Origin of the sequence: Bacillus sp. 5mfcol3.1, assembly GCF_900114335.1 — a bacterium.
GTDB classification, from domain to species: Bacteria; Bacillota; Bacilli; order Bacillales; family Bacillaceae_G; genus Bacillus_A; species Bacillus_A thuringiensis_S.
Genome location: NZ_FOST01000003.1, coordinates 53,863 through 77,836 on the forward strand (window position 1 = coordinate 53,863; position 23,974 = coordinate 77,836).

A 23,974-nucleotide genomic window follows, 5' to 3' on the forward strand; every position below is an offset into this window, starting at 1 on the left:
TTAAGTGTTTTTAGATTTTTAAAGCCCGGTCATTTTAACCAAAATTTTCATAGAAATACCTTTAAAAAGAACATGAGTTCGTATATAATAAGAACGAATGTTCTTTTTGTTAGGAGTGATAACCTTGTATGATTATTCTCTTTTACCGAATCGTATTATTCTTTGTGTAGACCTTCGTAGCTTTTATGCAAGCGTATCATGTATTAAAAAAGGACTTGATCCAAGATATACAAAATTGGCTGTCGTAGGGGATGTGAATCAGAGCGGATCAATTGTATTAGCAGCAACACCGCCATTAAAAGCGTTAGGAATAAAGAAGATGGCTCGTTTGTACGAAATACCGAAGCGACCAGATATTATTATTGTGAATCCAATTATGCATACGTATATGAAGTGTTCAACTTTCATAACGGGTTTGGCTTTGCAGTATGTCGCACCGGAAGATTTTCATCAATATAGTATCGATGAATTTTTTATGGATATGACCGCAAGTATTCATTTGTTTGCCAGTGATCCGCGCGATTTTGCATTAAAGTTCAAGCGAGAAATATATGAACGTACAAGGATTGAAAGTACGATTGGTATTGGGCCTAATTTATTATTAAGTAAAGTAGCGATGGATGTGGAAGCGAAAAAGAATAGGGATGGAATAGCGCAGTGGACGTATGACGATATACCCGAGAAGTTATGGAGTATTAGACCACTCAGTAAATTTTGGGGTATATCGTATAAAACAGAAATGAAATTGAATCGAAAAGGTATACATACCATTGGAGAGTTAGCTCAGTATCCTTTGAAATATTTAAAGCAATCATTTGGTGTAATAGGAGAAGAATTACATCTACATAGTAACGGAATTGATTTTAGTAGAATAGCAGAAAAATACGTTCCAGTGACAACATCTATAGCGAAAAGCCAAATATTATTGCGTGATTATTCGGTAGAAGAGTTCATAGTTATTTTATTAGAGCATATAGAAGAGGTTTGTTATAGATTGAGACGAGAAAAGAAATGCGCGCAAACAATTCATTTTTCAGTTGGATATAGCAGGGAATACGGTGGGGGAATAAAAAAGGCACATACGTTAAATAGAGCAACAAATTTAACGATGGATATTTATAATGTTTGTACATATTTTTTATATGAGCGCCATACAGGAGAGACGATTCGATCAGTAAGTGTTTCATTAACAAACCTTATTAATGAAGGGGAAGAGCAAATTTCGCTTTTCGATAACATTGTACAAAGAGAAAAAGAAATGAGATTAACGAAAGTTATGGACGAAATTCGAACACGATTTGGTAAGAACAGTATTTTACGAGGTATTTCCTACACAAGCGTCGCAACAGCAAGATATAGAAACACATTATTAGGAGGGCACAAATCGTGAAGAATGCTAATATGCCAAAAGGAAGAGGTATGGTAAAGTGGCAACCGTTTGCCAGTATGCCGGAGCAGTTCGTAGTTATTAAAGAAATGATAAAGGAGCAAACGAAAGCCTCGCGTCCAATTGTAACGCAAGATGAAAAAGAAATGATTGAAAATAAGCTATTAACTTCATTTTTAGGTGAGGAAGAGGTTTTACTTACATATTATAAAGATGGTTATTTATATAAAAATTACATAACAGTAGTGGATATTAATCCATTAATAGAGACGATTACTTGTACGGATGCTTTTCATAATCAAAGAATGTTTAAGTTTTGTGATGTAATTGAGGTTGATTAGAATAATTTTCTATGCAGTAGGTTTATTTTTAGCAGTCTACTGCATAGAAAAATAAAAGGTTCAGTCACATAACAATTTTCAAGGTTTTAAAATAACTTTAATACAATCATCTTCACGATTATTAAAAATTTGATAACCGTAGCTTGCTTCTTCAAGGGGGATTTTGTGTGTAATAATCTCTTTTGGATCAAATTCTTTATTTGTTATTTTTTCAAATAGTTCCGGCATAAAATGAATAACAGGTGCTTGTCCCATTTTAAGATTAATATTTCTAACCCAAAATGCTCCGAGTGGAAATGCATTATAATTGCCACCATAAACGCCAGTCATTTGAACCGTTCCATATTTTCTTACGGCTTTCGTAGCGATTTGAATAGGACCGAGAGTTCCGCCTTGTAATTTTAACTTTTGTTCTAGAAATTCTAGTGGCGATTTTTTTCCATCCATGCCCACGCAATCAATGACTACATCGGCACCGCCATGTGTGATTTCCTTTAAATGTTCTCCCATATCGGGGAATTTTGTAAACTCAAATACCTCAACATTGTTAATCTTTTTTGCATAATTTATACGATAATCTAAGTAATCGACTGCGATTACGCGCTTAGCACCTTGCATCCAAGCAAATTTTTGTGTCATTAATCCAACAGGTCCACAACCTAGGACGATAACAGTATCACCTGGCTTAACACCTGCGTTTATTACACTCCAATAGGCTGTTGGCAAAACATCGGATAAAAACAGTAAAGATTCATCTTCAAGTTCGCATGATTCCGGTATAACAAATGGAGTGAAATTTCCAAAAGGAACTTTTAAATATTCTGCTTGTCCGCCTGGATGGTTACCAAATTTCTCTGTATAACCAAAGTATCCACCAGAATCATAATGAGGATTGGAGTTATCACATTGGCTTTCCATTTCATGTTGGCAATAGAAACAATGTCCACAAGAAACGTTGAAGGGGATGACAACACGATCTCCTTTTTTCACTTTAGTAACATCTGGACCAACTTCTTCAACAATGCCCATTGGTTCATGACCAATAATGTACCCTTGCGGTAAAGGCATGTTCCCTTGATATAAATGTAAATCAGAACCGCAAATAGCGGTTGAAGTAATTTTTACAATAATATCGTCTTTTTTCTCTAACTTCGCATCATCAACTTGTTTAACTTGTACTTGGTTTGGTCCTTGATAGGTTACAGCTTTCATCTCATATCTCCTTATAAATTATTTTTCATAATTTATATGTATCTCTTGGCAAAACAGAAATCTTTAGTAAAGAGAAATTTATACATATTGTTGTTATGAAAGTACGTTATAGTAGCTCTTCTTTCTTATGTCTTTGCCCTATTTTAAGAAGAAACTCAATATTTATACATAATTTAATTCCCATAAAAAGGATAATTATTATTTCATAATTTGTAGCATATTAAAAACATTGGAGGTGAAACGATATGGCAAATAATAATAGTGGAAGTCGTAATGAATTATTAGTTCGAGGCGCTGAACAAGCTCTTGATCAAATGAAATATGAAATTGCACAAGAGTTTGGTGTACAACTTGGTGCAGATACAACAGCTCGTTCAAACGGATCTGTTGGTGGTGAAATTACAAAGCGTTTAGTAGCAATGGCAGAACAACAACTTGGTGGTAGAGCTAACCGCTAAGTAAATTGGCATAAAATATAGCAAATATGTAAATCAATTTCTTTTGTGTATTCATAAAAATAAAAAACCTTATATTAAACAGATTCTCACTCAAAGATTATTGATAATCTTCTTTCATAATCTTTGAGTATTTTATTTGTAAACGACTTTCCTAAACAATAAACACGCAGTGTTGGAAAGGTGTTTTCCATGCATAGTAGAAAATCTTTTGCAGGAAAAAGCATACTTAAAAATTTGATTTCAATATTGAAATCAATATTTATTATGATATTTTCGAAAGGGAGGAATTTAAAAATGGGTATTTTAAGTGGAAATCCTCAAAATGAACCGTTACATTACGGAGAAGTATTTGATATTTGGAGTTATCTTTTAGCAGCACAAGGTGCAATTGCAAGCCATCAAGTATTTATGAACCACACAGGTGACGAAGATTTGAAGAAGTTTTTAGAAAGCTTAATTGAAAATGATATGAATTCAGAAGTAGAAGAGTTAAAAACTCTTTTAAAGATTAATGGGGTAGCTTTACCGCCTGCTCCTCCAGAACGACCAGTTGCATCTATCGAAGACATTCCCCCAGGGGCACGTATTAATGATGTTGAAATTGCTGCTGCTGTATCTGCAGGGCTAGCAGCTGGACTTGTGACATGTAGTCAAGTGATGGGGAAATGTCTTCGAGAGGATGTAGGGATGCTATTTGGACAATTTCATATGAAAAAAGCGCAAGCAGGTGTAACGTTGCTGCGTTTAAGTAAGAAAAAAGGGTGGGTAGTTCCACCTCCATTACATGTAAGAAATTCTGATCAAGCTTAATAAACAAAAATAAAAAAGTGGTATTGGCCACTTTTTTATTTTTTAGATGTATCCTCAACTTTAGATTTATTTATTGTAGAAGAATCCATATATTCATCTGACATTTCCATAGCATATTTATCATGATGAATATGGTTGTGATTTCTTAATTCATCATCGTTACGCAGTACTAGTCTCTTCATATAAATGTGGAAGAAAACCTCTATTCCGCCAATAATTAATGCGGCTAAGAATGAAGAAAGTCCAATGTTACGAGTAGCATCTAAATTAGTAAACAAGGATGTTAGTAACCAAGTTCCGAAAAAGCTTAAGCCGAAATCTGCCATTGTAGCAATCATATTTCCGTATTTAGGTAAAATGAAGAGGTCTCCGATTAAATAGGCAGCTCCCGTAAGAAAAAGAGAAATTAGTAATACTCTAGGAATTGAAATGCCTTGAAAGATACTGAGCATGATTAGCAATACTGCAGTTATCGCTGTGTATTTAATTAATAAGGCAACAATATGTTTCATCATTTTCCTCCATTGTTTAAACGTATATGGAATACAATATTTCATTAAAAACGGATTATGCTTTTATATAGCGTAACCCGTTTTAATCACCCTTTAATGGTAAGAAGTACAACCTGGTTAAGAAGCAGGCTTATACTACAGATAGTATTTTCGGAATAACGAGTTTTATTCACAAGGTGTATTTCCATTCTTATAATACAGACGTTGCCTAAGTACAGTGTTTCTTTATTAAACTTAATAATTTTTTCCGTTTTGATTTTTATACTTAATGTATCTTTTTGTCTACATATTTTCCGTAATCAGGTACAGCAATTTTATCAAATTCTTGAACCAGTGTTTTGAGGCTCGTTGATAGCAATTCACCTGACATTGGTATCCCATGTCCAGTAATAGCGACTAGAGGCTTTAATTCTTCTAATTTAATGACTGATTCTTTAGCGGCTTTCCAGTCTGTTGTTAAATAACGAGGCGGACCGCTTATTTCCTGTTCTTGAGTTATTACTTTATACAGATACTCCTGTTTCACTGTAACAAAAGCGTCCCCAGCAATTAAAGTTCGGTCTTTCTCTCGGAATAATGAAATATGTCCAGGAGTATGCCCTGGTGTATGAATCCATCTAAACTCTGGCATATGGGGAACAGTTCCATCGATAGGTAGTGCTTTTACGCTATTTCCTAAATCAATCGGTTCATTAGGGAACAGGGGAGACATTTTCGCTACCATACCACCTTCAACTGTTGGATCTGGTTCAGGGTAGCTTTGTTGTCCAGTCAAAAACGGTATCTCCATTTGATGGGCATAGACTGGAACATCCCAATATTTAATGAGTTCAATTATTCCTCCAACATGATCAAAATGCCCATGAGTTAAAATAATTGCTTTTGGACGGCTATTTGTACCAAATCGCTCCTCGGTAACAGAGATAATTTCATTTGCACATTTAGGCATTCCAGCATCAACTAAAACAAAATCATTGGTCTTAGGATTTCCAACAAAGCATATATTGACGATTTGAATCGTGTAACAAAATAAATCAGGTAATACTTCGAGGCCATGACCACTTTCAATTGAAGTTGCTGGAATAAACTTGTAATCACTTCCATAATTCATTTCCTTGTCCACCTTTTATCCCCCTTAATATGTTTCAATACGACATTATAGTTCCCTAATTTCTCAAATCCATTTTGGGGGATTTGAGAAAAGAATTAGTGGGGATTACAAAAAATAAAAATTAAGGTGGAGACATATCAATTTATATAAAGTGCAAACAGAAAATATTGATTTTACAAGTGTAGTTTTTACTATTTTTTGAGGAGGGGTTATGAGTTAATAAAAGGTTCATCTGAATATTTTAATGTAGGTTTATAAAGAATACAGAACAGTAGCTAATAGAAATCCATTAAATGAGGCGATTACTTGTACCGATGCTTTTTATAATCGAAGGATATTTAAGTTTTGTGATGTAATTGAGATTGAGTAAATTATGCTTTTCAATAGCTATTAACAGCCCTTTCAGTGATACTAATATCTCTTACTAGCTATATGATATATTCTATTTTTTATCTAACTAACGCTCTTAGTGTAGTTGGTGTCCTTGCATTGAGTACTTCATGGTTTTTATTCATTTTCACATGTTTCATCCGAAAGAAAAACGGAAATCCCTTCTTTATTAGAGATAGGAAATTCCGGTTCATCTTTTTTATAAACAGTTCAATTGTATTTCAAATTCACATGATGATTCGGTAAATCACCTTGGATAAAGTAGGCTTTATTGATAGCGAATCTGTATTTCTTGATTAATTACTGCCTATTCCTCATACATCATTTTCCTCGTCATTCCACCGTCTACGACAAGGTTTATACCTGTAACAAAATCATTTTCACTGGCTGTTAAATACAGACAGGCTCGTGCAATATCATCTGGTTTTCCTACACGCTTTGATAGATGCTGTTCATGATCAATTTTACTTAATTTTGAATAATCTCCGGTTTCAATCCAACCTGGGGAAATAGCATTCACTGTAATCCTATCTTCGCTAAATGAGGCTGCGAGCGCATGTGTAATAGCAACGATCCCACCTTTTGTGGCAGCATAAGATTCTGAATTTGGCTCAGACATAATCGCCCTTGTAGAGGCGATATTCACAATAGATCCACCTTCTTTGTTATGACGCATATACTTTGCTGCTTCACGCGAACCCAAGAAAACACTTCTTAAGTTTGTATTGATCACATCGTCCCATTCTTCTAACGAAATATCGTAAGGGGACTTGAATAACTCTTTTCCTGCATTATTAATTAAAATATCTATCTGACCGTATGTTTGATTAGCTACTTCCATTAATCGAATAATATCTGTTTCCAGCCTTACATCTGTTTGTACGAAAAGTGCTTCTTTACCCTGTTCTTTCATCTTAGTAACTGTTTTTGCACCTGCTTTTTCGTCTATATCTGCTAAAATAACATTGGCCCCTTTTTCTGCATAATGTAAAGCAATTCCTCTCCCGATTCCATTTCCAGCCCCTGTTATGATCACTGATTTATTAGAAAAATTCATTGTAATTACACTCCTTTTAAAAAAATATAACGTCTTTATTTTTTTATATAACATACAAAAATTATCCTTCTGCATAACCAATAGTTAATTAATTATGCTAGTATTTTTACTCTTCACTAATAAAAGGAGTAATTATCTTTTTTTCATAAGAAGATAACACAATATTCGTTGATGGAGTACCATATTGCATTGAATCATCAATAAATTGTTCTAAACTTTCTACAGAATGTGTTGCTATTTTGACAATATAGCTAATTTCTCCTGCTACTCTATAACACTCGAGTACATCTGGATGATTATAGCAAAAGTTAGATAATGATTTACAATTTGTTGATTTAAACAGTATAAGTGCAGAAATTGGACGATTTATTTTTTTTAGAGAAACATGTGCATGGTAACCTTCAATAATTTGTTGTTCCTCTAACTTTCGTACTCGCTCAGTTACTGACGGGGAAGATAAGTGAACCGCTTCCGCTAAATCCTTCATTGAAATTTTTGCATTTGACTGTAATAGTCCCACGATTTTTTTATCAATTTGATCCATAAATTACCCAACCTTTTTTTATAAAATAGAATAACCTAAATTCTTTATAAAATAAAGCAGAACAATCAAATATCCTTATTGAACTTATTTATCAGCCTTCTATACTTGTATAAAATAAGGGTAGAAGGAGGCGGTTTACGATATGAAAAAGATTTTATTATTATTAGCTGACGGGTTTGAAGCAGTAGAAGCTAGTGTATTTACAGATGTACTAGGCTGGAATAAATGGGAGGGAGATGGATCAACCGAGGTCGTAACAGTTGGTCTTCGGAATAAATTAACTTGTACTTGGAATTTTACTGTCATACCGGAAAAAACGGTTGATGATATTCAATTAGATGAATTTGATGCACTAGCTATTCCAGGAGGATTTGAAGAGGCTGGTTTTTATCGGGATGCATACAGTAGAGAATTCTTACATGTTATTCAACATTTTTATGCCAAGCAGAAGCCTATTGCCAGTATTTGTGTTGCATCATTAACGCTTGGCAAAAGTGGAATTCTTGTAGGTAAAAAAGCTACCACATACAGTCATCCAACGAGTAAACGAAAAGAGCAGTTAAAGAATTTTGGTGCAATAGTACAAAATGATTTAATAGTACAAGATGGAAATATTATTACATCATCAAATCCAGGCACAGCTTTTGATGTTGCGTTTTTATTACTTGAAAAATTAACATCTAAAAAGAATGCTGAACATGTAAAGGACCTTATGGGATTTTAGGCATTTATTCTTTTTGTGAGTTTTTTGTGCTTGCTAGAAGTAATGTGAAAAGTCGCCGTGCTCTAGCTCTATTTGCTGAACCCGAGGAAAAAGAAAAAGGGTTTGATTATTACAATACTTATAATAGGAGAATTTTTATGATTATAACACTTTTCACATATATATTGTTAGGTTTATCTTTAGCGATACCTGCAGGTGCTATGACAGTCCAAATGACGAAACAAGGAATGAGAAATGGTTTCGTACATGGTTGGTTTGTAGGTATAGGAGGAATGACTGTAGATTTATCTTTAATAGTTCTGATTTATCTAGGGTTCTCTAGTGTATTAACCAACCCATGGGTAGAAACAGTTATGTGGCTACTAGGTTTTGTATTTTTAATGTTTATTGGAATAGAAAGTATTAAAGAGGCAAAGTCAGAAGTTAACATGGAGGGAGAAGATCCTAATAAATCTTTATTATCAGCTTATTTATCTGGTTTTATGATTGCTATATCACCGGCTAATATTGTATTTTGGATAGGGGTCTTTGGCCCGGTTCTCGTTTCTTCATTAGGTAATGCAAGCACATCTACATTTATATTAATAGCTGTAGGTATTTTATTAGGTATCTTAATGCATGATATGATCTTATTAAGCTTTGTTCATTTTACTAGACGTTTTCTAAATCCAACCTTTATTAAAAGGGTATCTATATTTGCCGCAATAGTCCTATTCGGATTTAGTGGTTATTTTGGGTACGAGTTTATAAAACAAGTAATGACTTTTATCTCAAAAGCATAGTTCTTATAAACTTAAATAGGGTGGTTATAATGTAAATGAAAAAGATACGTATTTTAAACGTAACATAATTGTAAATATGTTATATCACGTAGGCAACCCCTTAGGAATCCATTGATCCCTAAGGGGTCTTTAAATTCCTTACACGTAGCCTTTAGAAAAAAGAAACGATCTCAACTATAATTGATGTTGTATGAGCTTAGCTCGATAGCTGGGGTACTACCCGCATTTTAACGAAAATATACGCTAAGCAAATTTCGATATAAAAGAAGCCAAATTTTCTACTTTAAGAAACTTTCGGCTTCAATTCGTTATAAGTTAGTTGCCACTTCGTTTTCTCCATATTCTTTCACTATTTTATAAAAAGTATTTTTCTTTAGTTTCAATAGCCCCGAACTTAATTCCCGTTAATTCTCCATTTTTCCACTTTGGATAAGTTTCTTCTATAGTTCATGTGTTGGAGGGAGTGTGAGGCTCCGATCTTGCATTCCATTTTTTTATTCTCTTCGAAAATTCTTCTTATGTAATCTGTTGCGATTGACTGTAAACAAGTTCTAGTGATACATTTGCAGTTGTCTTTTAACATATTCTTGTTGTTTTGAGTTTGATTTTTTGATCATATTAATCACAGCATCGTATTCGAAAAAGAAATGTTTTTTTGTTAACTTCAATGATAAAAACATCATTTTGAACAGGATTTTCAAAGAAAAATTGCTCAAAGAATGTAGGGTGGGTCTCGTTATGCACAAGTTTTAACATAGATTATTGTTCCTTTAACTGTATGATTTTATATTGTGTTATCTAATAATATGTTTAAGATGGAGTAGCACTACATCGCTATTAAGCTAAGAAATACATTCTTTCTCAACACGAAAAAAATGAACTGAATTTCTATGGACAACTATGAAAGGATAAAATTTTCGTTTTGGGGATACTTCAAAACCTTAGGTTGGTGGGCATGTATGGAGTGCCCCAAAATTGATCCTTTTATTATTAGATATTATTTGCTGAAAAAAGCTTGCCATTAATGAAAATGGCAAGCTTTTTATCTCTATGAGCAATATTTAACTACATTAAATTAGAAATTAATTAGCTCGTTCTAATTTTTATATAAAAGGAAGCAAAATCGTAATTAACGTATTTTGTAGATATTTCCTCTTTCTAATAGTCATAAGTGTAATGACTATTCTTTCCAAGGTGAATGTAAAACGCAATCACAGAAATTTTTGCGTTTAAAGCCTGGAAGAAGTAACGAGCAAACATCTGCTTTAATGTTTCCAAAAGTAGTTTCAGGTTTATGAGCGAAACCTTCAAGGAAAGCAGGAAGGATTTTTTGTTTGAAATTATCTCGAGGGAAAGCAGATACAACTTGCTCGCGAATTTCCTCTGAAATTTCGTCATATCCATCCCCCATAACATCGTATCCTACTCCAGAATAAATTAATGAAACTTGGGGTTCTTTATATTCAGCAATTCCAATCGTTGTGTGAAGTGCAATCGAATCCCAAACCAGTCTAATTGACTCATTATCCATGCCATGTTGTTGCAGAAAACTACGTGCAGCATTTGCACCATCTACTTCAAAACGTTTGTCTGGACTACTAAATTTCTTTGTAAGTCCAAGATCATGGAATAGAGCGCTAACATATAATAGCTCTTCGTCATACTTAAGATTAGCTTTTTTCCCTTGAAGAGCACCGAATAAGTAAACACGATTTGAATGATTCCAAAGTAAATCGTTACCATATTCACGAAGAATTTCTTGCGCCTCTACTGCTATTTTACTATCTGGAATTACTATACCTGCAACTGTTTTTTGCATATAAATTGCCTCCTATAAATAATTGATATTGTCCATTTTCTTGCTAGCTCATGAGCTTAACTTAATTATATAAAGCATCTATTATTTATCAATGTAATCATTTCTATCGTTTTCATAGAAAGTATCTATGATTAAGGTTTCAATAAATCATAAAGAAACAAACTCAAATAACTACTTTTAACTTAAAAAATTTTGGCGCCTCCTATTTCACGAATTAAATTTATCCTTAATATATAAATGTTTTATGTACTCAAAATAATAGATGTCATCTATGTTAACTATAGAAATTATAGAATTGATTAATAGTTGACTGAGAGTTAAACTGAAGTTGCTTTACAAGATAGCAATACGAAATGATAAGTAACTTTAATAGATAAAAATTTCACGATAAGGGGTATATAAAGTATCTTGTAAAGCGTGGTTTTAAACGTAATGATATCTGTATATGTTTAGGTTAGAACTTAAAGGTAATCCTTTGAATCCATTATGCTTTTGCAAAAGAGGACTAGTGTGAAATGAAGTTATTTTCTTGTAGTGAATGGCTTTCATTCTTCTATGTATATTAATAAAAGTAATGAAAGCTTGTTGATGGCAAAGATTATATTATCAATGTTTGCTTTATGTTTTTTAGGAAGCCAATGTTTTTTATTTCATTTAAGTATTTGAATGTGTTTTAGCTAGTTCGCTATTGCAAAGTAGATTGGAGGAATAATAAATGGAGGTTTTTCATTCTGGAGAGCGTACTGTACACGATTTACTAGGTGTACAAAAGATTGCAAACTCTGCAAGTACAATGATTCAACAGACACTCCCAAAGAAGTTCATGAATTTTCTCAATGGACAGAATTCATTCGTGATGTCTTCTATGGATCAAAGAGGAAGAGTTTGGAGTTCATTTTTAGCAGGAAATCTTGGTATCATACAAGCTATTGAAGCCGACATAGTTAAAATCAATACAAAAATAAACGAAGGTGACCCTTTATTTCTAAATATTTTACAACATAAAGAAGTAGGGATTTTAGTAATTGATTTTGCTTCCAGAATAAGAATACGAATAAATGGTAAGGTTTCGATAGTTTATCCAGATGGAAACTTTGAAATCAAAATTGAACAAGTATTCGGTAATTGTCCTAAATATATACAGGCGAGAAGATTCGAATATAAAGCTGTTGAAGAAATTGTAAATAAGAAACTTCATCCACTTAACACTTTAAATAAAAAGCAACAGAATTGGATTAGTGAATCTGATACTTTTATTATTGCAAGTGCAAGTTTTGAGGGAAAGATGGACATTTCCCATAGGGGTGGGATGCCAGGATTTGTTCATGTCATTAATGAAAAATCAATTATATTTCCGGATTACTCAGGAAACATGTTGTTCAATACCTTAGGAAATATTTTTCAAAATCCCAATGTTGGGTTACTGTTTTTTGATTTTAATACTGGTGGTACATTACAAATCACAGGAGAAGCAAGTATCATTTGGAACATTGATCAAGATATTCTCTCAAAGTTCCCTGGTGCACAACGTTTAGTACAATTTCAAATAATTGAAGTACTTGAAGTACCTTGTTATGAATCTTATAACTGGGAGTTCTTGAATTATTCTACTTTCAATCCAAAATAGAAAAGGCGGGAAAATATTATGCAAATTAATATCACTGTTACAGAAGCAGCTATTAAACATTTCGAAAGTTTAGAGACTAAATATCCTAACCATTTTCGATTTCTACAATATGAAATGGGAGGCTGCGGGCGTCCATTGGATGGGGTTGTAAGAATACAATTAATTAAATCAGATGTAGGTTTCGAAGAAATTCAAACAAACTGGAAATCATTTTATATAAACAAAGCCTCTTTAGCTTTTCTTGATGATAATTTAACTATTGATTTCTTTGAAGGATTTCAAATTAGAAGCTCTAGTCAAACTTATAGTCACAACATCCCTTTAGAAATTGAAAAATAAGGGTACTCATTGTTAAATAGATAGAAATCTTTAAGCTGAAAGGTGAAATAAATCATATATAACCAACAAAATTTTTGTAAGGGAAAGGCTATAGGAAATTAAATATACCCACTAAGCAAAATTATTATCGAATCTCAAATAACAAAAGCGTAATTTTCTCTAGTAAATTTAATTAGAGAAAATTACGTTTTTTTATAAATGAAGGAATAGAACATTTAGGCAATAATACAGTAAAGGGAGAGTATGGAGCGTTTATAAGGCTGAAAAATTAAGGATTTCTTATAATATGAATAAAGATATGCAAAAAAATATAATTATTTTTTTAAAAAGGAGATTATTTTTATATGGAATTAAGACAGTTAGAGTATTTCATGACACTTTATAAAGAACTTCATTTTACAAAAGCAGCAGATAAGCTAGGTATTACGCAACCTACATTAAGCCATCAAATTAAAGCTCTTGAAGACGAAATAGGTATGCCGTTATTTGACCGCATGGGAAAGAAAATAGCCATCACTGACGTTGGTTCTATTTTAGCCAACGAATGTAAAAATATTTTTAATGCATTAGATAATGTAAAAGAACAAATCAGTGAATTAAAGGAGATAAAAGGAGGTAACATTGCAATTGCCACTTTGCCTGGCGAACTAACAGACTTAGTCTCCACTTTATTATTAGATTTTCATAAAAATTATCCGGAGGTAACAGTAAAAATTATAAGTTCAGATGAAATACTAGAATTAATAAACCAGAATCAGGTTAATTTTGCTGTTACAATTGATTCTTCCGAGTACGTATTCGAAGATGAAAAAATTGTAAAAATACCATTATACACAGAAGAGTTATTTTTAGTGGTATCAAATAACCATTCACTAGTTAATGAACAAGAAATACAATTCTCAGAATTGAGTAAATTACCATTAATCTTGTTCCCAGACAGTCATGAATGCAGAAAGTTATTGAATTATACATGTTTACCACAAAAAATAAACTTGTCTCCAATTATTGAAACCTCTAGTATCGAATCGTTATTTGATCTTGTTAGAAATGGATTTGGCGTGACAATTGTCTCTAAAACTTTACTTGATATTACTGTAGATAATGATGTATTAGCAATTCCTATAGTAAATCCTAGAATTAGTAGGAAAGTTAACCTTATTTTACGTAGAGATAAATTTATTGGGTTTGGCACTAGAAATTTTATTGAATTGCTTACAAATGAAATTATAAAATTAGGATTTCCTATTTCTGAACAAAGTAAAGAACAGATTAGAAAATTAATTAAATAGTGATTGAATTTCGAATAACTATTAGAGGGGAGATAGAACATATCTATCATTATAATAGAAAAAGTAACATTGCCCTATCTTGTTATAGATATATAATTTAATTAAAGTTTCAATTAGTTTAGATCATCAAAAAAATGTCCTTTTTATCTAAATTTCTTAGAACTTATTTGTGAAGCTTTAATTGACGAGCGTATTTTTTTGACTTTTATTGAAAGTGGATTACACTATAAAAATTTTAGAGAGTAGATAATTTGAAAGTAGGTAAAAAAATGTGTGGCTATGTAGGATGTTTGTATAATACTGCAAAAAGATATTCAGAAACAGAAAAAATACAATTTGAAAATATGACGAATCTGTTATACCACCGTGGTCCAGATGACCAGGGATATTTTCGTGACGAGCATGTTCAATTTGGGTTTAGACGGTTAAGTATTATTGATTTGGATGCGGGACATCAACCGCTAGCATATGATAATGAACGCTATATACTTATGTTCAATGGTGAAATTTATAATTATATAGAATTACGTGAAATGTTAATTAAACAGGGAGCATGTTTTTCAACTCAGTCAGATACGGAAGTTATTGTTGCATTATATGCCCAAGTAAAAGAAGAATGTGTAAATTATCTTCGTGGAATGTATACTTTTGTAATTTGGGACCGTCAAGAGAAAAAATTATTTGGTGCTCGCGATCATTTTGGAATTAAACCACTTTACATTGCACAACAGAACGATATAACTTTCTTCGCATCTGAAAAGAAAAGTATCCTACATGTAATGCAAGATAAGGGTGTAAATCCAACTGCTCTCCAACATTATTTTACATACCAATACGGACCAGAACCAGAAACATTAACAAATGATATTAATAAAATTGAACCTGGTCATTATTTCATAAAAGAAATTGGAAAAGAGATAGAGGTTTATCGCTACTGGAAACCATATTTCAATGCTTCAGATAACAAAAAAGAGGAACACATTCGAGCAATTCGTGATGTATTATATGACTCAGTAAAAGTACATATGCGTAGCGATGTTCCAGTGGGTGCATTCTTATCTGGCGGGATTGATTCATCTATTATTGCTTCTATTGCAAAAGAAATAAATCCAAATCTCCTAACATTCTCTGTTGGTTTTGAGCACCGTGGATTTAGTGAAATAGATGTAGCGAAAGAAACTGCTGAGAAATTAGGAGTAAAAAACTATAGTGTATTGGTAACACCACAAGAATTTATGAATGAATTCCCAAAAATCATGTGGCACATGGATGACCCATTAGCAGATCCAGCAGCAGTACCATTGTACTTTGTTGCAAAAGAAGCACGTAAACATGTAACAGTTGTTCTGTCTGGTGAAGGTTCAGACGAGCTATTTGGCGGATATAATATTTATCGTGAGCCAAACTCTTTAAAAATGTTCTCATACATTCCCACTTCCGGGAGAACGGTTTTAAAAGCTTTAAGTGGAGCACTTAAAGAAGGGTTTAAAGGGAAAAGTTTTCTAGAGCGTGGATGTACACCAATTGAAGAACGTTATTATGGTAATGCAAAGATCTTTCGTGAAGAAGAGAAGATTAAGTTAATAAAGTCTTACAATGAAAGTGTTAACTATAAGGATGTTACCAAAGCATTGTACAATGAAATTAAGGATTATGATGATGTAAGTAAAATGCAATACATTGATATGTACACATGGTTACGTGGAGATATTTTATTAAAAGCGGATAAAATGTCTACAGCTCACTCACTAGAATTACGTGTTCCATTTCTAGATAAAGAAGTCTTTGATGTCGCTTCTAAAATTCCAACAGAATTAAAAATTGCCAATAGAACTACAAAGGCTATTTTACGTGAAGCCGTACGTGGTATTGTTCCAGATCATGTACTAGATCGTAAGAAACTCGGTTTTCCAGTGCCAATCCGTCATTGGTTAAAAGATGAAATGTATGACTGGGCTCTGAATATTATTAAAGAAAGTAAAACCGAACATTTAATTGATAAAAAATATGTATTAAACTTACTGGAGGCACATCGCACAGATAAAGGTGATCATAGTCGTAAAATTTGGACAGTACTAACCTTTATGGTATGGCATCAAATTTATATAGAACATACATATGATACAAATTTATTTAGTGAAGAGTGTCGAGTATATAATTTAGTTTAAATTTATATGTCCATCAATTTAAGAATTATATAACGCCTTCAAACAAAACTGTCCATTTTTACTTGGAGGGAAAGCATCAACAAAACGTGAATTTCGTACGCTAAGCAATTTTCAACATAGAAAAGGCCGATTCCCTGTACGCTAAGGGAATTGGCCTTTTTTATCAGTGTAAGAAACATTCAACCAATCATTACATATCATCATTAAAATACGAACGTATATACTTCAATAACAGCTAACCAAATGATAGGAAAAACACTGTAGTATATTTAACTGCTTGCTAGTATGCCAGAGCAGTTCGTCTGTATTAAAAAAATGATACAGGAGCAAACAAAGATTCCGCGCCCAATCTTAACGCAAGATGCAAAAGAAAGGATTGAAAATAAGCTGTTAACTTCATATTTAGGTGAAGAAGAGGTTTTATTTACATATTATAAAAATAGCTATCTATATAAAAATTACATAACAGAAGCTGGTATAAATCCAGTAAATAAGACAATTACTTGTACGGAGGACGGAGGATGCTTTTCATAATCAAAGGATGTTTAAGTTTGGTGATGTAGTTGAAGTGAATTAGAGGAGGCATATCTCTTCCTAAGTTAATTATATCATGTAAATCAAGTTCGAAATAGACTATTTATTCGTATTGACTCCTGCTACAATCAAGAACACATGCATAGTAAGGAGAGATGTTACATGAGTTCTTTTGTTCTCGATTTTCAGGAAATAGAAAACACGCAGCTTTCGCTCGTCGGTGGAAAAGGTTTGAATTTAGGGGAGTTAACAAACATTCAAGGTATACAAGTACCCGAAGGTTTTTGTGTTACAACGGTAGGATATGAAAAGGCTATCGAGCAAAATGAAGAGCTTCAAACTTTGTTGCAGCAGCTAACAAAGTTGAAAATGGAAGAGCGTGCTCAAATTGGTGAAATGAGTAAGAAGATTAGAGAAGTCATTATGGCAGTAGAAATCCCTACTGATGTAGTGGAAGCAGTAGCTCATTATCTCTCACGTTTTGGAAATGAACATGCGTATGCCGTGCGTTCTAGTGCGACGGCTGAAGATTTACCGTATGCTTCATTTGCAGGTCAACAAGATACGTATTTAAATATTATCGGAGAAGAAGCGATTTTACAGCATGTAAGAAAGTGCTGGGCGTCTTTATTTACAGAGCGAGCAGTTACGTACCGCATACAAAATGGTTTTAAACATAATCAAGTTTCTATATGTGTTGTCGTTCAAAAAATGGTTTTCCCTGAGGCTTCGGGCATTTTATTTACGGCTGATCCGATTACTTCTAACCGAAAGGTGTTATCAATTGATGCCAGTTTTGGACTTGGTGAGGCATTAGTATCGGGACTGGTCTCTGCCGATAATTATAAAGTAAAAGAAGGCGAAATTTCAGAAACGATGATAGCGACTAAAAAAATAGCTATTTATGCTTTAAAAGAGGGCGGAACAGAGACGAAACAGATTGATCCGGTTCAGCAAAAACTTCAAACATTGTCTGAACAACAAATTTTACAACTAGCACAGATCGGAAGACAAATCGAAGCTTATTTTGGTTGTCCGCAAGATATTGAATGGTGCTTAGCCCATGATACAATTTATATAGTCCAAAGCAGACCGATTACGACTTTATATCCAATTCCAGAAGTAAATGATGGGGAAAATCACGTGTATATATCAGTTGGTCACCAACAAATGATGACCGATGCGATGAAACCATTAGGTTTATCTTTTTTCCTGTTAACGACTAGTGCCCCTATGCGTAAAGCGGGAGGCAGGTTATTTGTTGATGCTACGCAACAATTAGCTTTACCTGCTAGCAGAGATTACTTAATAAACACTTTAGGAAAATCGGATCCACTTGTAAGAGATGCATTAACGACTATAATCGAGCGAGATGATTTTATTCAATTGTTACCGGATGATGAAAAAGAAAAGGATCTTAGTAAAAATGTGCCATCTGCAAGTTCGCAACAACAACCTGAGAATGATCCGGAAATCGTTACGAATTTAATAAAGAATAGTCAAACATCAATAGAAGAGTTAAAACGAAACATGCAAACGAAATCAGGGGTGGATGTACTTGATTTTATTTTAGAAGACATTCAGCAATTAAAGAAAGTATTATTTAACTCGCAAAGTATAGCTATTATTATGGCAGGTATGAATGCTTCATCATGGATTAATGAAAAGATGGAACAATGGCTAGGGGAAAAGAATGCAGCAGATGTACTTTCACAATCTGTACAAAATAATATTACTTCAGAAATGGGTTTAGCATTATTAGATGTTGCAGATGTGATTCGGCCGTATCCAGAAGTCATTGCGTATTTACAACATGTAGAAGATGACAGCTTTTTAGATGAATTAATTCAGTTTAAAGGCGGGGAAAAAGTTCGGGATGCAATCGATGCCTTTCTAAATAAATATGGAATGAGATGCAGCGGAGAAATCGACATTACGAAAACGCGCTGGAGTGAACAGCCAGCTACAATTATACCGATGATTTTAAATCATATAAGGGACTTTGAATATGGTGCTAGTAAACGGAAGTTTGAAGAAGGGCTGCAGGAAGCTGTGAAAAAAGAAGAAGAGTTAGTAAATCGATTACAACACTTACCGGATAGTAAACAAAAAGTAGAAGAAACGAAGCGTATGATTCGCAACATCCGTAATTGTATCGGGTATCGTGAATATCCAAAATACGGCATGGTTAATCGTTATTTCATATATAAGCAGGCGTTACTGAAAGAAGCTGAGCAACTTGTGCAGAGCGGTGTCATTCATGAAGTTGATGATATATACTATTTAACTTTTGAAGAGCTTCACGAAGTTGTTCGCACGAATAAACTAGATTACGAGCTGATACAAAAACAAAAAAATGATTACAAATTATATGAAAAACTAACGCCTCCTCGTATAATGACGTCTGATGGAGAAATCATTACAGGTAAATATAAACGAGAGAACCTCCCAGCTGATGCGATTGTAGGTTTGCCTGTTTCATCAGGAGTTATAGAGGGAAGGGCACGCGTTATTTTAAACATGGAAGAAGCGAATTTAGAAGAGGGCGATATATTAGTTACTGCTTTTACTGATCCGGGCTGGACACCGTTATTTGTGTCTATAAAAGGGTTAGTCACTGAGGTTGGTGGACTTATGACACATGGAGCAGTGATTGCACGTGAATATGGATTACCGGCAGTTGTCGGTGTGGAGAATGCTACGAAAATAATAAAAGACGGACAACGAATTCGGGTACATGGAACAGAAGGATATATTGAAGTGTTGTAATGAAATAAAAGATCATCCGCTATTAAAGTGGATGATCTTTTATTATATAGCGGACTTATTTCTTTAAACCAGCTGCATAAAAAGGTCCATGAACTGCAATAGTTGATAAAAAGCGAGCAATCTCCTCAGGTGTTTCTTTTTGTCCATTATTTAACCATTGCTGGATGACACCTATATGTGCAGATGCCATATAAGAAGTTAAGTATTCGCTTGGAACAAGTAAATTCTCCTTATTAATGAGAGGACCATTCGTATCTTCAAATAATGTTTTCCACATAAAGTCTTTCAGTTTTGTTTGGAAAGATAAATCTCCTTTCGGACTTAGTACAGCTCTCATAAAATCACTATTTTCATTTAGAAATTCAAGAATAGAAGTGATAAGTATAAATGGCATTGTTGGAGAAGGATTTGTTCCAAGGTCAGCAATAACTTCCGGGAATTTCTGTTTAGCAATGTTAGAAAACTCGTACATAATGTCTTCTTGGCATTTTGTCATTAAATCAAATTTATCTTGATAGTGCGCATAGAAAGTACCGCGATTTATGTTTGCTTTCGTTGTAATATCTTTCACTGTAATGGCGTCAAAACCCTTTTCTTCAATTAGCTCCACCAATGCGTTCCGTATGGCAGTTTTCGTACGAACAACACGCAAATCTAAATTACTATCGCGCAAAGCATGTCCCTCCTTAATTTTACTGAACACATTTAGAAAATGTGTCTTATAACCGACACATTCACGATTTTTGATTATTGTATAAGGTTCAACTCGAACATATAATTCAAAATATAAATAAACAACACGTTGTTGATTATTATAAATCAAATTAAAGGAGGAGAAAAGAAGATGTTTAAAAATAAACTTTTATTGTTATCACCAGTTATTGCACTACTTGTTGTTTTTATTTTTTCATTAACGTTATTTCCAACTGTTCAACCGCAGCCGAAAAACTTGCCAATTGCAATTGTAAATGAGGATCAAGGTGTAGAAATTCCAAATCAACCGAAAATGAATATGGGGCAAACAATTGTTGATACGGTGAAAAAATCATCGAAATCAGAGGAAGAACCCGCAGTGAAGTGGGTAGAAGTAAAAAATAAAGAAGCCGTTCAAAAGGGATTAAACAATAAAGAGTATTACGCGGCATTAGTCATCCCGAAAGAATTTAGCGCAAAACAAGCGTCGTTACGAACACCACAGCCATCTTCACCTGAGATAGAAATATATATTAATCAAGGAATGAATACGGCTGCATCAACTATGGCAGGACAAATATTACAGGCGACCGTTGATAATATGAACAATAATGTTCGTACGCAAATATTAGAAGGGTTAAAAGCAAAAGGAGATACTGTAACAACAGATCAAGCTGTGAAATTAGTAACACCTATTGTAAAGAACGTGAAAAATATGAATGAGGTCGGCAAAAATAGTGCGAACGGTAACTCACCAATATCATTGTTCCAGCCGTTATGGATTGCAAGTTTAGCGAGCGCAGCGATTATTTTTATTGCGATTAGTAAAATACCGGTAAGTTCACGAAAAGAAAACTTTATATTGAAAGTAAAACAAATCGTAACAGGAGCTATTGCGGCACTTGTAATTGGATTTGGTCTTACATGGATTGCAGATGGGATGGTAGGATTAAATATTTCGAACTTCACGGATACAGCTCTATTCTTATCCATTACTTCTTTTAGTTTCTTCTTAATGATATCTGTGGTACTTTCATTAGTTGGGCTAAAAGGAATCGGTTTATTCGCTTTATTACTATTTTTCGGGGCGCCGTTATTATCATTAGCACCTGAGATGTTGTCTCCGTTTTATCAAGACTGGGTTTACCCATGGTTACCAATGAAATTTATGATCGAAGGCTTAAGAGAAATCTTCTTCTTCGGAAAAGGGGTAAGCTGGAATACACCTGTTACTGTACTCGTTTGGATTGGTATAGTAAGTGCGGTTATTATATTAGCAACTGCATTCAAACGTAGTGCAGTAAAAGGGCATAAAACAGAATTGAACGCTTAAAAAAAGCCGTTTCACTAAATTAGTGAAACGGCTTTTTTTGATGAAATCTATAAGTTGAAAAATTAGTATTTGCTGTTGTCGCCTTGGAATAAGTTTTGATGACTTTTTCTTAACGTAAATGCCTGATTGTTAAAAAGTGTTGTATGTAATTAAGCCGGAATTTCTAAAGATCGCGTACGTTCCAAACAATCTCACCGCGCTCGTCATCCCACGTACTGTGATGCCTCTTAAACCCTATCTTTTCTAGCACCCGGAGGGAAGCGATATTCCAAGCGCCTACAGTCGACCAAAGCCTGTGGCGCCCAGTAGCAATTGCAGCGTCCAGTACAACGGCTGCTGCCTCAGTCGCATAACCTTTTCCATGAGCGCTACGGAACAATTCGTATGCAATCTCCGGCTCTTCAAGTGTGGAACGACCGATAATCAAGCCACAGTATCCAATAAAATCGCCTTCGTCTCGCCTACGAATAGTGAGAAGGGAAATGCCATTTTCGTCTGCTTTCTTGCGCATCTCAATAAGCCGGCTACGAACGGAATCAAGGGCTGGCATGTCCACACCACGTTCGCCAATTAATTTTCTCATCCAAACTGAATCGGATTCCTCCCACATACTCAGGTCAAGTCGTTCGGTTTTTAGCTGGAACTCCATAGTTTTAAATAAAGATGGCATAGCGGAACCTCCTAGTTATGTCACTGAATTCATAATAGCTTCGCACCGCATCATGTTGAACTTCTCGTTGATTCGCGAATGTATTTTCCCACTCCCGCGAGAGTTTATAGCAACAGTATACAATAGTGTTATTTTTATGCATAAGCAATTCTTTTGCAAAATAGACCATTTTCTCAAACTTTACTTTCAATCTAAAGCTGTCCCGTTATATACACATGCTCCTACTATTTCAAAATGCATAAAATGTTATGCGAAAGTATGGAGGGGATACAATGTATAATTCGAATTATTATGATTGGTATAGGCAGAATGATAAGTTGATAAGTGATATTGAGAAAGCTATAAATGGAGAGTATAGCGCTATAAGCTGCTATGCAAAATTAGCGAATATGGCTCCAAGTCAAGCAGAGAAAAAACAAATTCTTGAAATTCGTAATGATGAAATAAAACATTTTCATCACTTTGTACAAATTTATACGAATTTAACTGGCAGGCAGCCGAAACCACAGATTACCGAAGACTGTCCGAATACCTACTTACAAGGATTAGAGTTCGCTATACAGGATGAGCAAAAGACAGTAGATTTTTATTTGGAAATTTCAGATGAGACATCGGATGCACATCTGAAAGATTTGTTACGGAGAATAGCTGCGGATGAACAAAATCATGCAGTATGGTTTTTATATTATTTTGTGAAGTCGAAGTGAGCATTAAGAATGACTGATGTGGTGAATATATTAGAAGTTATTTTAAAACGCAGTGCAACGATTGAATAAGATATGTAAATGTAAGTAGAAGGAAACCGTTTCGCTAGTAGTGGAGCGGTTTTTTATGATGCACATAGGTATCGACAAAATATAGTAATTAAATTTGATATATAATGTATGGAACAAAAATAAATAAGCTAGGAGCAGACATATGAAAAGAGGGATTACAGTAGATATTCTAGATGGATATGATAATTTACTTTGGAAAGTGTTAAAGCCAATTGATATTACTGCATTTGATTGGCAAGCCATGGGAAGGGAGGAAGCTTATATAATAATAGAGGATGAATTAGGTCCAGAATTATTTTCAGAAGATAACGAGATCATGGTAGGTTCAGCTTTAAAAAAGCTAATAAAAGACAACATATATTATCTTTTATTTGTAGACTTAAAAGCATATCCAAAAGGGGAAGTACTAGGAGAAATTGAAACATATGAAGAATTTAAGGAGAGTAAGTGTGAAGTAGTCGTATTAGTAGCGGATGGTGATTACATACAAATTTATGTGAAAAACCAAGAAGAGATTGAAATGATGTATGAAAACGCACGGAATCAAGGATTGTATGTAGAATATATTACAGATGAAAATGATGGAAGGACTCGTTTGTCAGTATGGTAGCAATTTGAAAGGGGAAAGG

22 protein-coding genes and 2 pseudogenes are annotated in these 23,974 nt (G+C 33.8%); 15 read left to right on the forward strand and 9 right to left on the reverse strand.

What is annotated here, in order from left to right; all coding sequences use genetic code 11:
* The first annotated feature begins 124 nt into the window (after nt 1–124).
* Both BM089_RS18395 and BM089_RS18400 read left to right on the forward strand, forming a co-directional pair.
* Nucleotides 125–1,390, forward strand: coding sequence for a Y-family DNA polymerase (locus tag BM089_RS18395; protein WP_090977679.1), 1,266 nt, complete (start codon nt 125–127; stop codon nt 1,388–1,390).
* Nucleotides 1,387–1,728, forward strand: coding sequence for a YolD-like family protein (locus tag BM089_RS18400; RefSeq protein WP_072938887.1), 342 nt, complete (start codon nt 1,387–1,389; stop codon nt 1,726–1,728). The genes BM089_RS18395 and BM089_RS18400 overlap by 4 nt, the downstream gene beginning before the upstream one ends.
* A gap of 78 nt (nt 1,729–1,806) precedes the next feature.
* Here BM089_RS18400 and BM089_RS18405 read toward each other — a convergent pair whose 3' ends face one another.
* The gene (locus tag BM089_RS18405) at nt 1,807–2,940 is read right to left on the reverse strand and encodes a zinc-dependent alcohol dehydrogenase (RefSeq protein WP_000649083.1); all 1,134 of its coding nucleotides are present in this window, start codon (nt 2,938–2,940) and stop codon (nt 1,807–1,809) included.
* Nucleotides 2,941–3,185: 245 nt separating this feature from the next.
* Between BM089_RS18405 and sasP the strand changes: the two genes are divergently transcribed.
* Nucleotides 3,186–3,398 (forward strand): small acid-soluble spore protein, SasP family, encoded by a 213-nt coding sequence (sasP, locus tag BM089_RS18410; RefSeq protein ID WP_000002841.1) that lies wholly within the window; start codon nt 3,186–3,188, stop codon nt 3,396–3,398.
* Between the two features lie 294 nt (nt 3,399–3,692).
* On the forward strand, nt 3,693–4,208 hold the full coding sequence (locus BM089_RS18415) for a DUF3231 family protein (protein WP_000512135.1): 516 nt from the start codon (nt 3,693–3,695) through the stop codon (nt 4,206–4,208).
* Between the two features lie 35 nt (nt 4,209–4,243).
* Here BM089_RS18415 and BM089_RS18420 read toward each other — a convergent pair whose 3' ends face one another.
* The 4 genes from BM089_RS18420 to BM089_RS18435 all read right to left on the reverse strand — a co-directional run bounded on the left by BM089_RS18420 (nt 4,244) and on the right by BM089_RS18435 (nt 7,822).
* Nucleotides 4,244–4,720 (reverse strand): YndM family protein, encoded by a 477-nt coding sequence (locus BM089_RS18420; protein ID WP_000680673.1) that lies wholly within the window; start codon nt 4,718–4,720, stop codon nt 4,244–4,246.
* Nucleotides 4,721–4,985: 265 nt separating this feature from the next.
* Nucleotides 4,986–5,843, reverse strand: a complete 858-nt coding sequence (locus BM089_RS18425; protein WP_090977681.1) for an MBL fold metallo-hydrolase — start codon at nt 5,841–5,843, stop codon at nt 4,986–4,988.
* Between the two features lie 685 nt (nt 5,844–6,528).
* The gene (locus BM089_RS18430) at nt 6,529–7,278 is read right to left on the reverse strand and encodes a glucose 1-dehydrogenase (protein ID WP_090977683.1); all 750 of its coding nucleotides are present in this window, start codon (nt 7,276–7,278) and stop codon (nt 6,529–6,531) included.
* Between the two features lie 106 nt (nt 7,279–7,384).
* Nucleotides 7,385–7,822 carry an Lrp/AsnC family transcriptional regulator gene (locus BM089_RS18435; RefSeq protein WP_000372089.1) on the reverse strand — a complete coding sequence of 146 codons (438 nt, stop codon included), beginning with the start codon at nt 7,820–7,822 and terminating at the stop codon, nt 7,385–7,387.
* Between the two features lie 142 nt (nt 7,823–7,964).
* On the opposite strand from BM089_RS18435, the gene BM089_RS18440 reads away from it, so the two are divergent.
* Nucleotides 7,965–8,546 (forward strand): DJ-1/PfpI family protein, encoded by a 582-nt coding sequence (locus tag BM089_RS18440; protein ID WP_000722336.1) that lies wholly within the window; start codon nt 7,965–7,967, stop codon nt 8,544–8,546.
* 137 nt (nt 8,547–8,683) lie between these two features.
* Nucleotides 8,684–9,328: a LysE family translocator gene (locus tag BM089_RS18445; RefSeq protein WP_000587495.1), complete on the forward strand. Its 645-nt coding sequence runs from the start codon at nt 8,684–8,686 to the stop codon at nt 9,326–9,328.
* Nucleotides 9,329–9,722: 394 nt separating this feature from the next.
* On the opposite strand, the pseudogene BM089_RS31555 reads toward BM089_RS18445, so the two are convergent.
* Together BM089_RS31555 and BM089_RS18460 are read right to left on the reverse strand one after the other, a co-directional pair.
* Nucleotides 9,723–10,084 (reverse strand): annotated as a pseudogene (locus BM089_RS31555) (hypothetical protein).
* Nucleotides 10,085–10,508: 424 nt separating this feature from the next.
* Nucleotides 10,509–11,147: an HD domain-containing protein gene (locus tag BM089_RS18460; protein WP_001174225.1), complete on the reverse strand. Its 639-nt coding sequence runs from the start codon at nt 11,145–11,147 to the stop codon at nt 10,509–10,511.
* Between the two features lie 715 nt (nt 11,148–11,862).
* Here BM089_RS18460 and BM089_RS18465 point away from each other — a divergent pair.
* From BM089_RS18465 to ppsA, 6 genes and pseudogenes are all read left to right on the forward strand, one after another.
* Entirely contained in the window at nt 11,863–12,774 is a 912-nt protein-coding gene (locus BM089_RS18465) for a pyridoxamine 5'-phosphate oxidase family protein (protein ID WP_072938881.1), read from the forward strand.
* An 18-nt stretch (nt 12,775–12,792) separates the two neighbouring features.
* The gene (locus BM089_RS18470) at nt 12,793–13,113 is read left to right on the forward strand and encodes an iron-sulfur cluster biosynthesis family protein (protein WP_001166648.1); all 321 of its coding nucleotides are present in this window, start codon (nt 12,793–12,795) and stop codon (nt 13,111–13,113) included.
* A 344-nt stretch (nt 13,114–13,457) separates the two neighbouring features.
* Nucleotides 13,458–14,402 carry a LysR family transcriptional regulator gene (locus BM089_RS18475; protein ID WP_072938878.1) on the forward strand — a complete coding sequence of 315 codons (945 nt, stop codon included), beginning with the start codon at nt 13,458–13,460 and terminating at the stop codon, nt 14,400–14,402.
* Nucleotides 14,403–14,671: 269 nt separating this feature from the next.
* The gene (gene asnB / locus BM089_RS18480) at nt 14,672–16,570 is read left to right on the forward strand and encodes an asparagine synthase (glutamine-hydrolyzing) (RefSeq protein ID WP_002094073.1); all 1,899 of its coding nucleotides are present in this window, start codon (nt 14,672–14,674) and stop codon (nt 16,568–16,570) included.
* Nucleotides 16,571–16,855: 285 nt separating this feature from the next.
* Nucleotides 16,856–17,147: pseudogene (locus BM089_RS18485) on the forward strand (YolD-like family protein).
* Nucleotides 17,148–17,266: 119 nt separating this feature from the next.
* Nucleotides 17,267–19,873 carry a phosphoenolpyruvate synthase gene (gene ppsA, locus BM089_RS18490; RefSeq protein WP_072938875.1) on the forward strand — a complete coding sequence of 869 codons (2,607 nt, stop codon included), beginning with the start codon at nt 17,267–17,269 and terminating at the stop codon, nt 19,871–19,873.
* Between the two features lie 55 nt (nt 19,874–19,928).
* Here the strand turns inward: ppsA and BM089_RS18495 are convergent, their stop codons facing one another.
* Nucleotides 19,929–20,546, reverse strand: a complete 618-nt coding sequence (locus BM089_RS18495) for a TetR/AcrR family transcriptional regulator (protein WP_043315287.1) — start codon at nt 20,544–20,546, stop codon at nt 19,929–19,931.
* Between the two features lie 171 nt (nt 20,547–20,717).
* Between BM089_RS18495 and BM089_RS18500 the strand changes: the two genes are divergently transcribed.
* On the forward strand, nt 20,718–21,899 hold the full coding sequence (locus tag BM089_RS18500) for a YhgE/Pip domain-containing protein (protein ID WP_072938873.1): 1,182 nt from the start codon (nt 20,718–20,720) through the stop codon (nt 21,897–21,899).
* A gap of 163 nt (nt 21,900–22,062) precedes the next feature.
* Here the strand turns inward: BM089_RS18500 and BM089_RS18505 are convergent, their stop codons facing one another.
* On the reverse strand, nt 22,063–22,569 hold the full coding sequence (locus BM089_RS18505; protein WP_001139527.1) for a GNAT family N-acetyltransferase: 507 nt from the start codon (nt 22,567–22,569) through the stop codon (nt 22,063–22,065).
* 272 nt (nt 22,570–22,841) lie between these two features.
* On the opposite strand from BM089_RS18505, the gene BM089_RS18510 reads away from it, so the two are divergent.
* Together BM089_RS18510 and BM089_RS18515 are read left to right on the forward strand one after the other, a co-directional pair.
* Nucleotides 22,842–23,276: a ferritin-like domain-containing protein gene (locus BM089_RS18510; RefSeq protein ID WP_000282836.1), complete on the forward strand. Its 435-nt coding sequence runs from the start codon at nt 22,842–22,844 to the stop codon at nt 23,274–23,276.
* 211 nt (nt 23,277–23,487) lie between these two features.
* A complete protein-coding gene (locus BM089_RS18515; RefSeq protein WP_072938870.1) occupies nt 23,488–23,955 on the forward strand; it encodes a DUF2691 family protein in 468 nt (155 codons plus the stop codon).
* Nucleotides 23,956–23,974: the final 19 nt, after the last annotated feature.

Bases quoted from the DNA above. Each gene is read 5' to 3' on its own strand.
- BM089_RS18405 (WP_000649083.1), bottom strand. From the start codon at position 2,940: ATGAAAGCTGTAACCTATCAAGGACCAAACCAAGTACAAGTTAAACAA.
- BM089_RS18445 (WP_000587495.1), top strand. From the start codon at position 8,684: ATGATTATAACACTTTTCACATATATATTGTTAGGTTTATCTTTAGCG.
- BM089_RS18475 (WP_072938878.1), top strand. From the start codon at position 13,458: ATGGAATTAAGACAGTTAGAGTATTTCATGACACTTTATAAAGAACTT.
- BM089_RS18460 (WP_001174225.1), bottom strand. From the start codon at position 11,147: ATGCAAAAAACAGTTGCAGGTATAGTAATTCCAGATAGTAAAATAGCA.
- BM089_RS18430 (WP_090977683.1), bottom strand. From the start codon at position 7,278: ATGAATTTTTCTAATAAATCAGTGATCATAACAGGGGCTGGAAATGGA.
- BM089_RS18470 (WP_001166648.1), top strand. From the start codon at position 12,793: ATGCAAATTAATATCACTGTTACAGAAGCAGCTATTAAACATTTCGAA.
- ppsA (WP_072938875.1), top strand. From the start codon at position 17,267: ATGAGTTCTTTTGTTCTCGATTTTCAGGAAATAGAAAACACGCAGCTT.
- BM089_RS18415 (WP_000512135.1), top strand. From the start codon at position 3,693: ATGGGTATTTTAAGTGGAAATCCTCAAAATGAACCGTTACATTACGGA.
- BM089_RS18420 (WP_000680673.1), bottom strand. From the start codon at position 4,720: ATGAAACATATTGTTGCCTTATTAATTAAATACACAGCGATAACTGCA.
- BM089_RS18515 (WP_072938870.1), top strand. From the start codon at position 23,488: ATGAAAAGAGGGATTACAGTAGATATTCTAGATGGATATGATAATTTA.
- sasP (WP_000002841.1), top strand. From the start codon at position 3,186: ATGGCAAATAATAATAGTGGAAGTCGTAATGAATTATTAGTTCGAGGC.
- BM089_RS18440 (WP_000722336.1), top strand. From the start codon at position 7,965: ATGAAAAAGATTTTATTATTATTAGCTGACGGGTTTGAAGCAGTAGAA.
- BM089_RS18435 (WP_000372089.1), bottom strand. From the start codon at position 7,822: ATGGATCAAATTGATAAAAAAATCGTGGGACTATTACAGTCAAATGCA.
- BM089_RS18505 (WP_001139527.1), bottom strand. From the start codon at position 22,569: ATGCCATCTTTATTTAAAACTATGGAGTTCCAGCTAAAAACCGAACGA.
- BM089_RS18465 (WP_072938881.1), top strand. From the start codon at position 11,863: ATGGAGGTTTTTCATTCTGGAGAGCGTACTGTACACGATTTACTAGGT.
- BM089_RS18500 (WP_072938873.1), top strand. From the start codon at position 20,718: ATGTTTAAAAATAAACTTTTATTGTTATCACCAGTTATTGCACTACTT.
- asnB (WP_002094073.1), top strand. From the start codon at position 14,672: ATGTGTGGCTATGTAGGATGTTTGTATAATACTGCAAAAAGATATTCA.
- BM089_RS18510 (WP_000282836.1), top strand. From the start codon at position 22,842: ATGTATAATTCGAATTATTATGATTGGTATAGGCAGAATGATAAGTTG.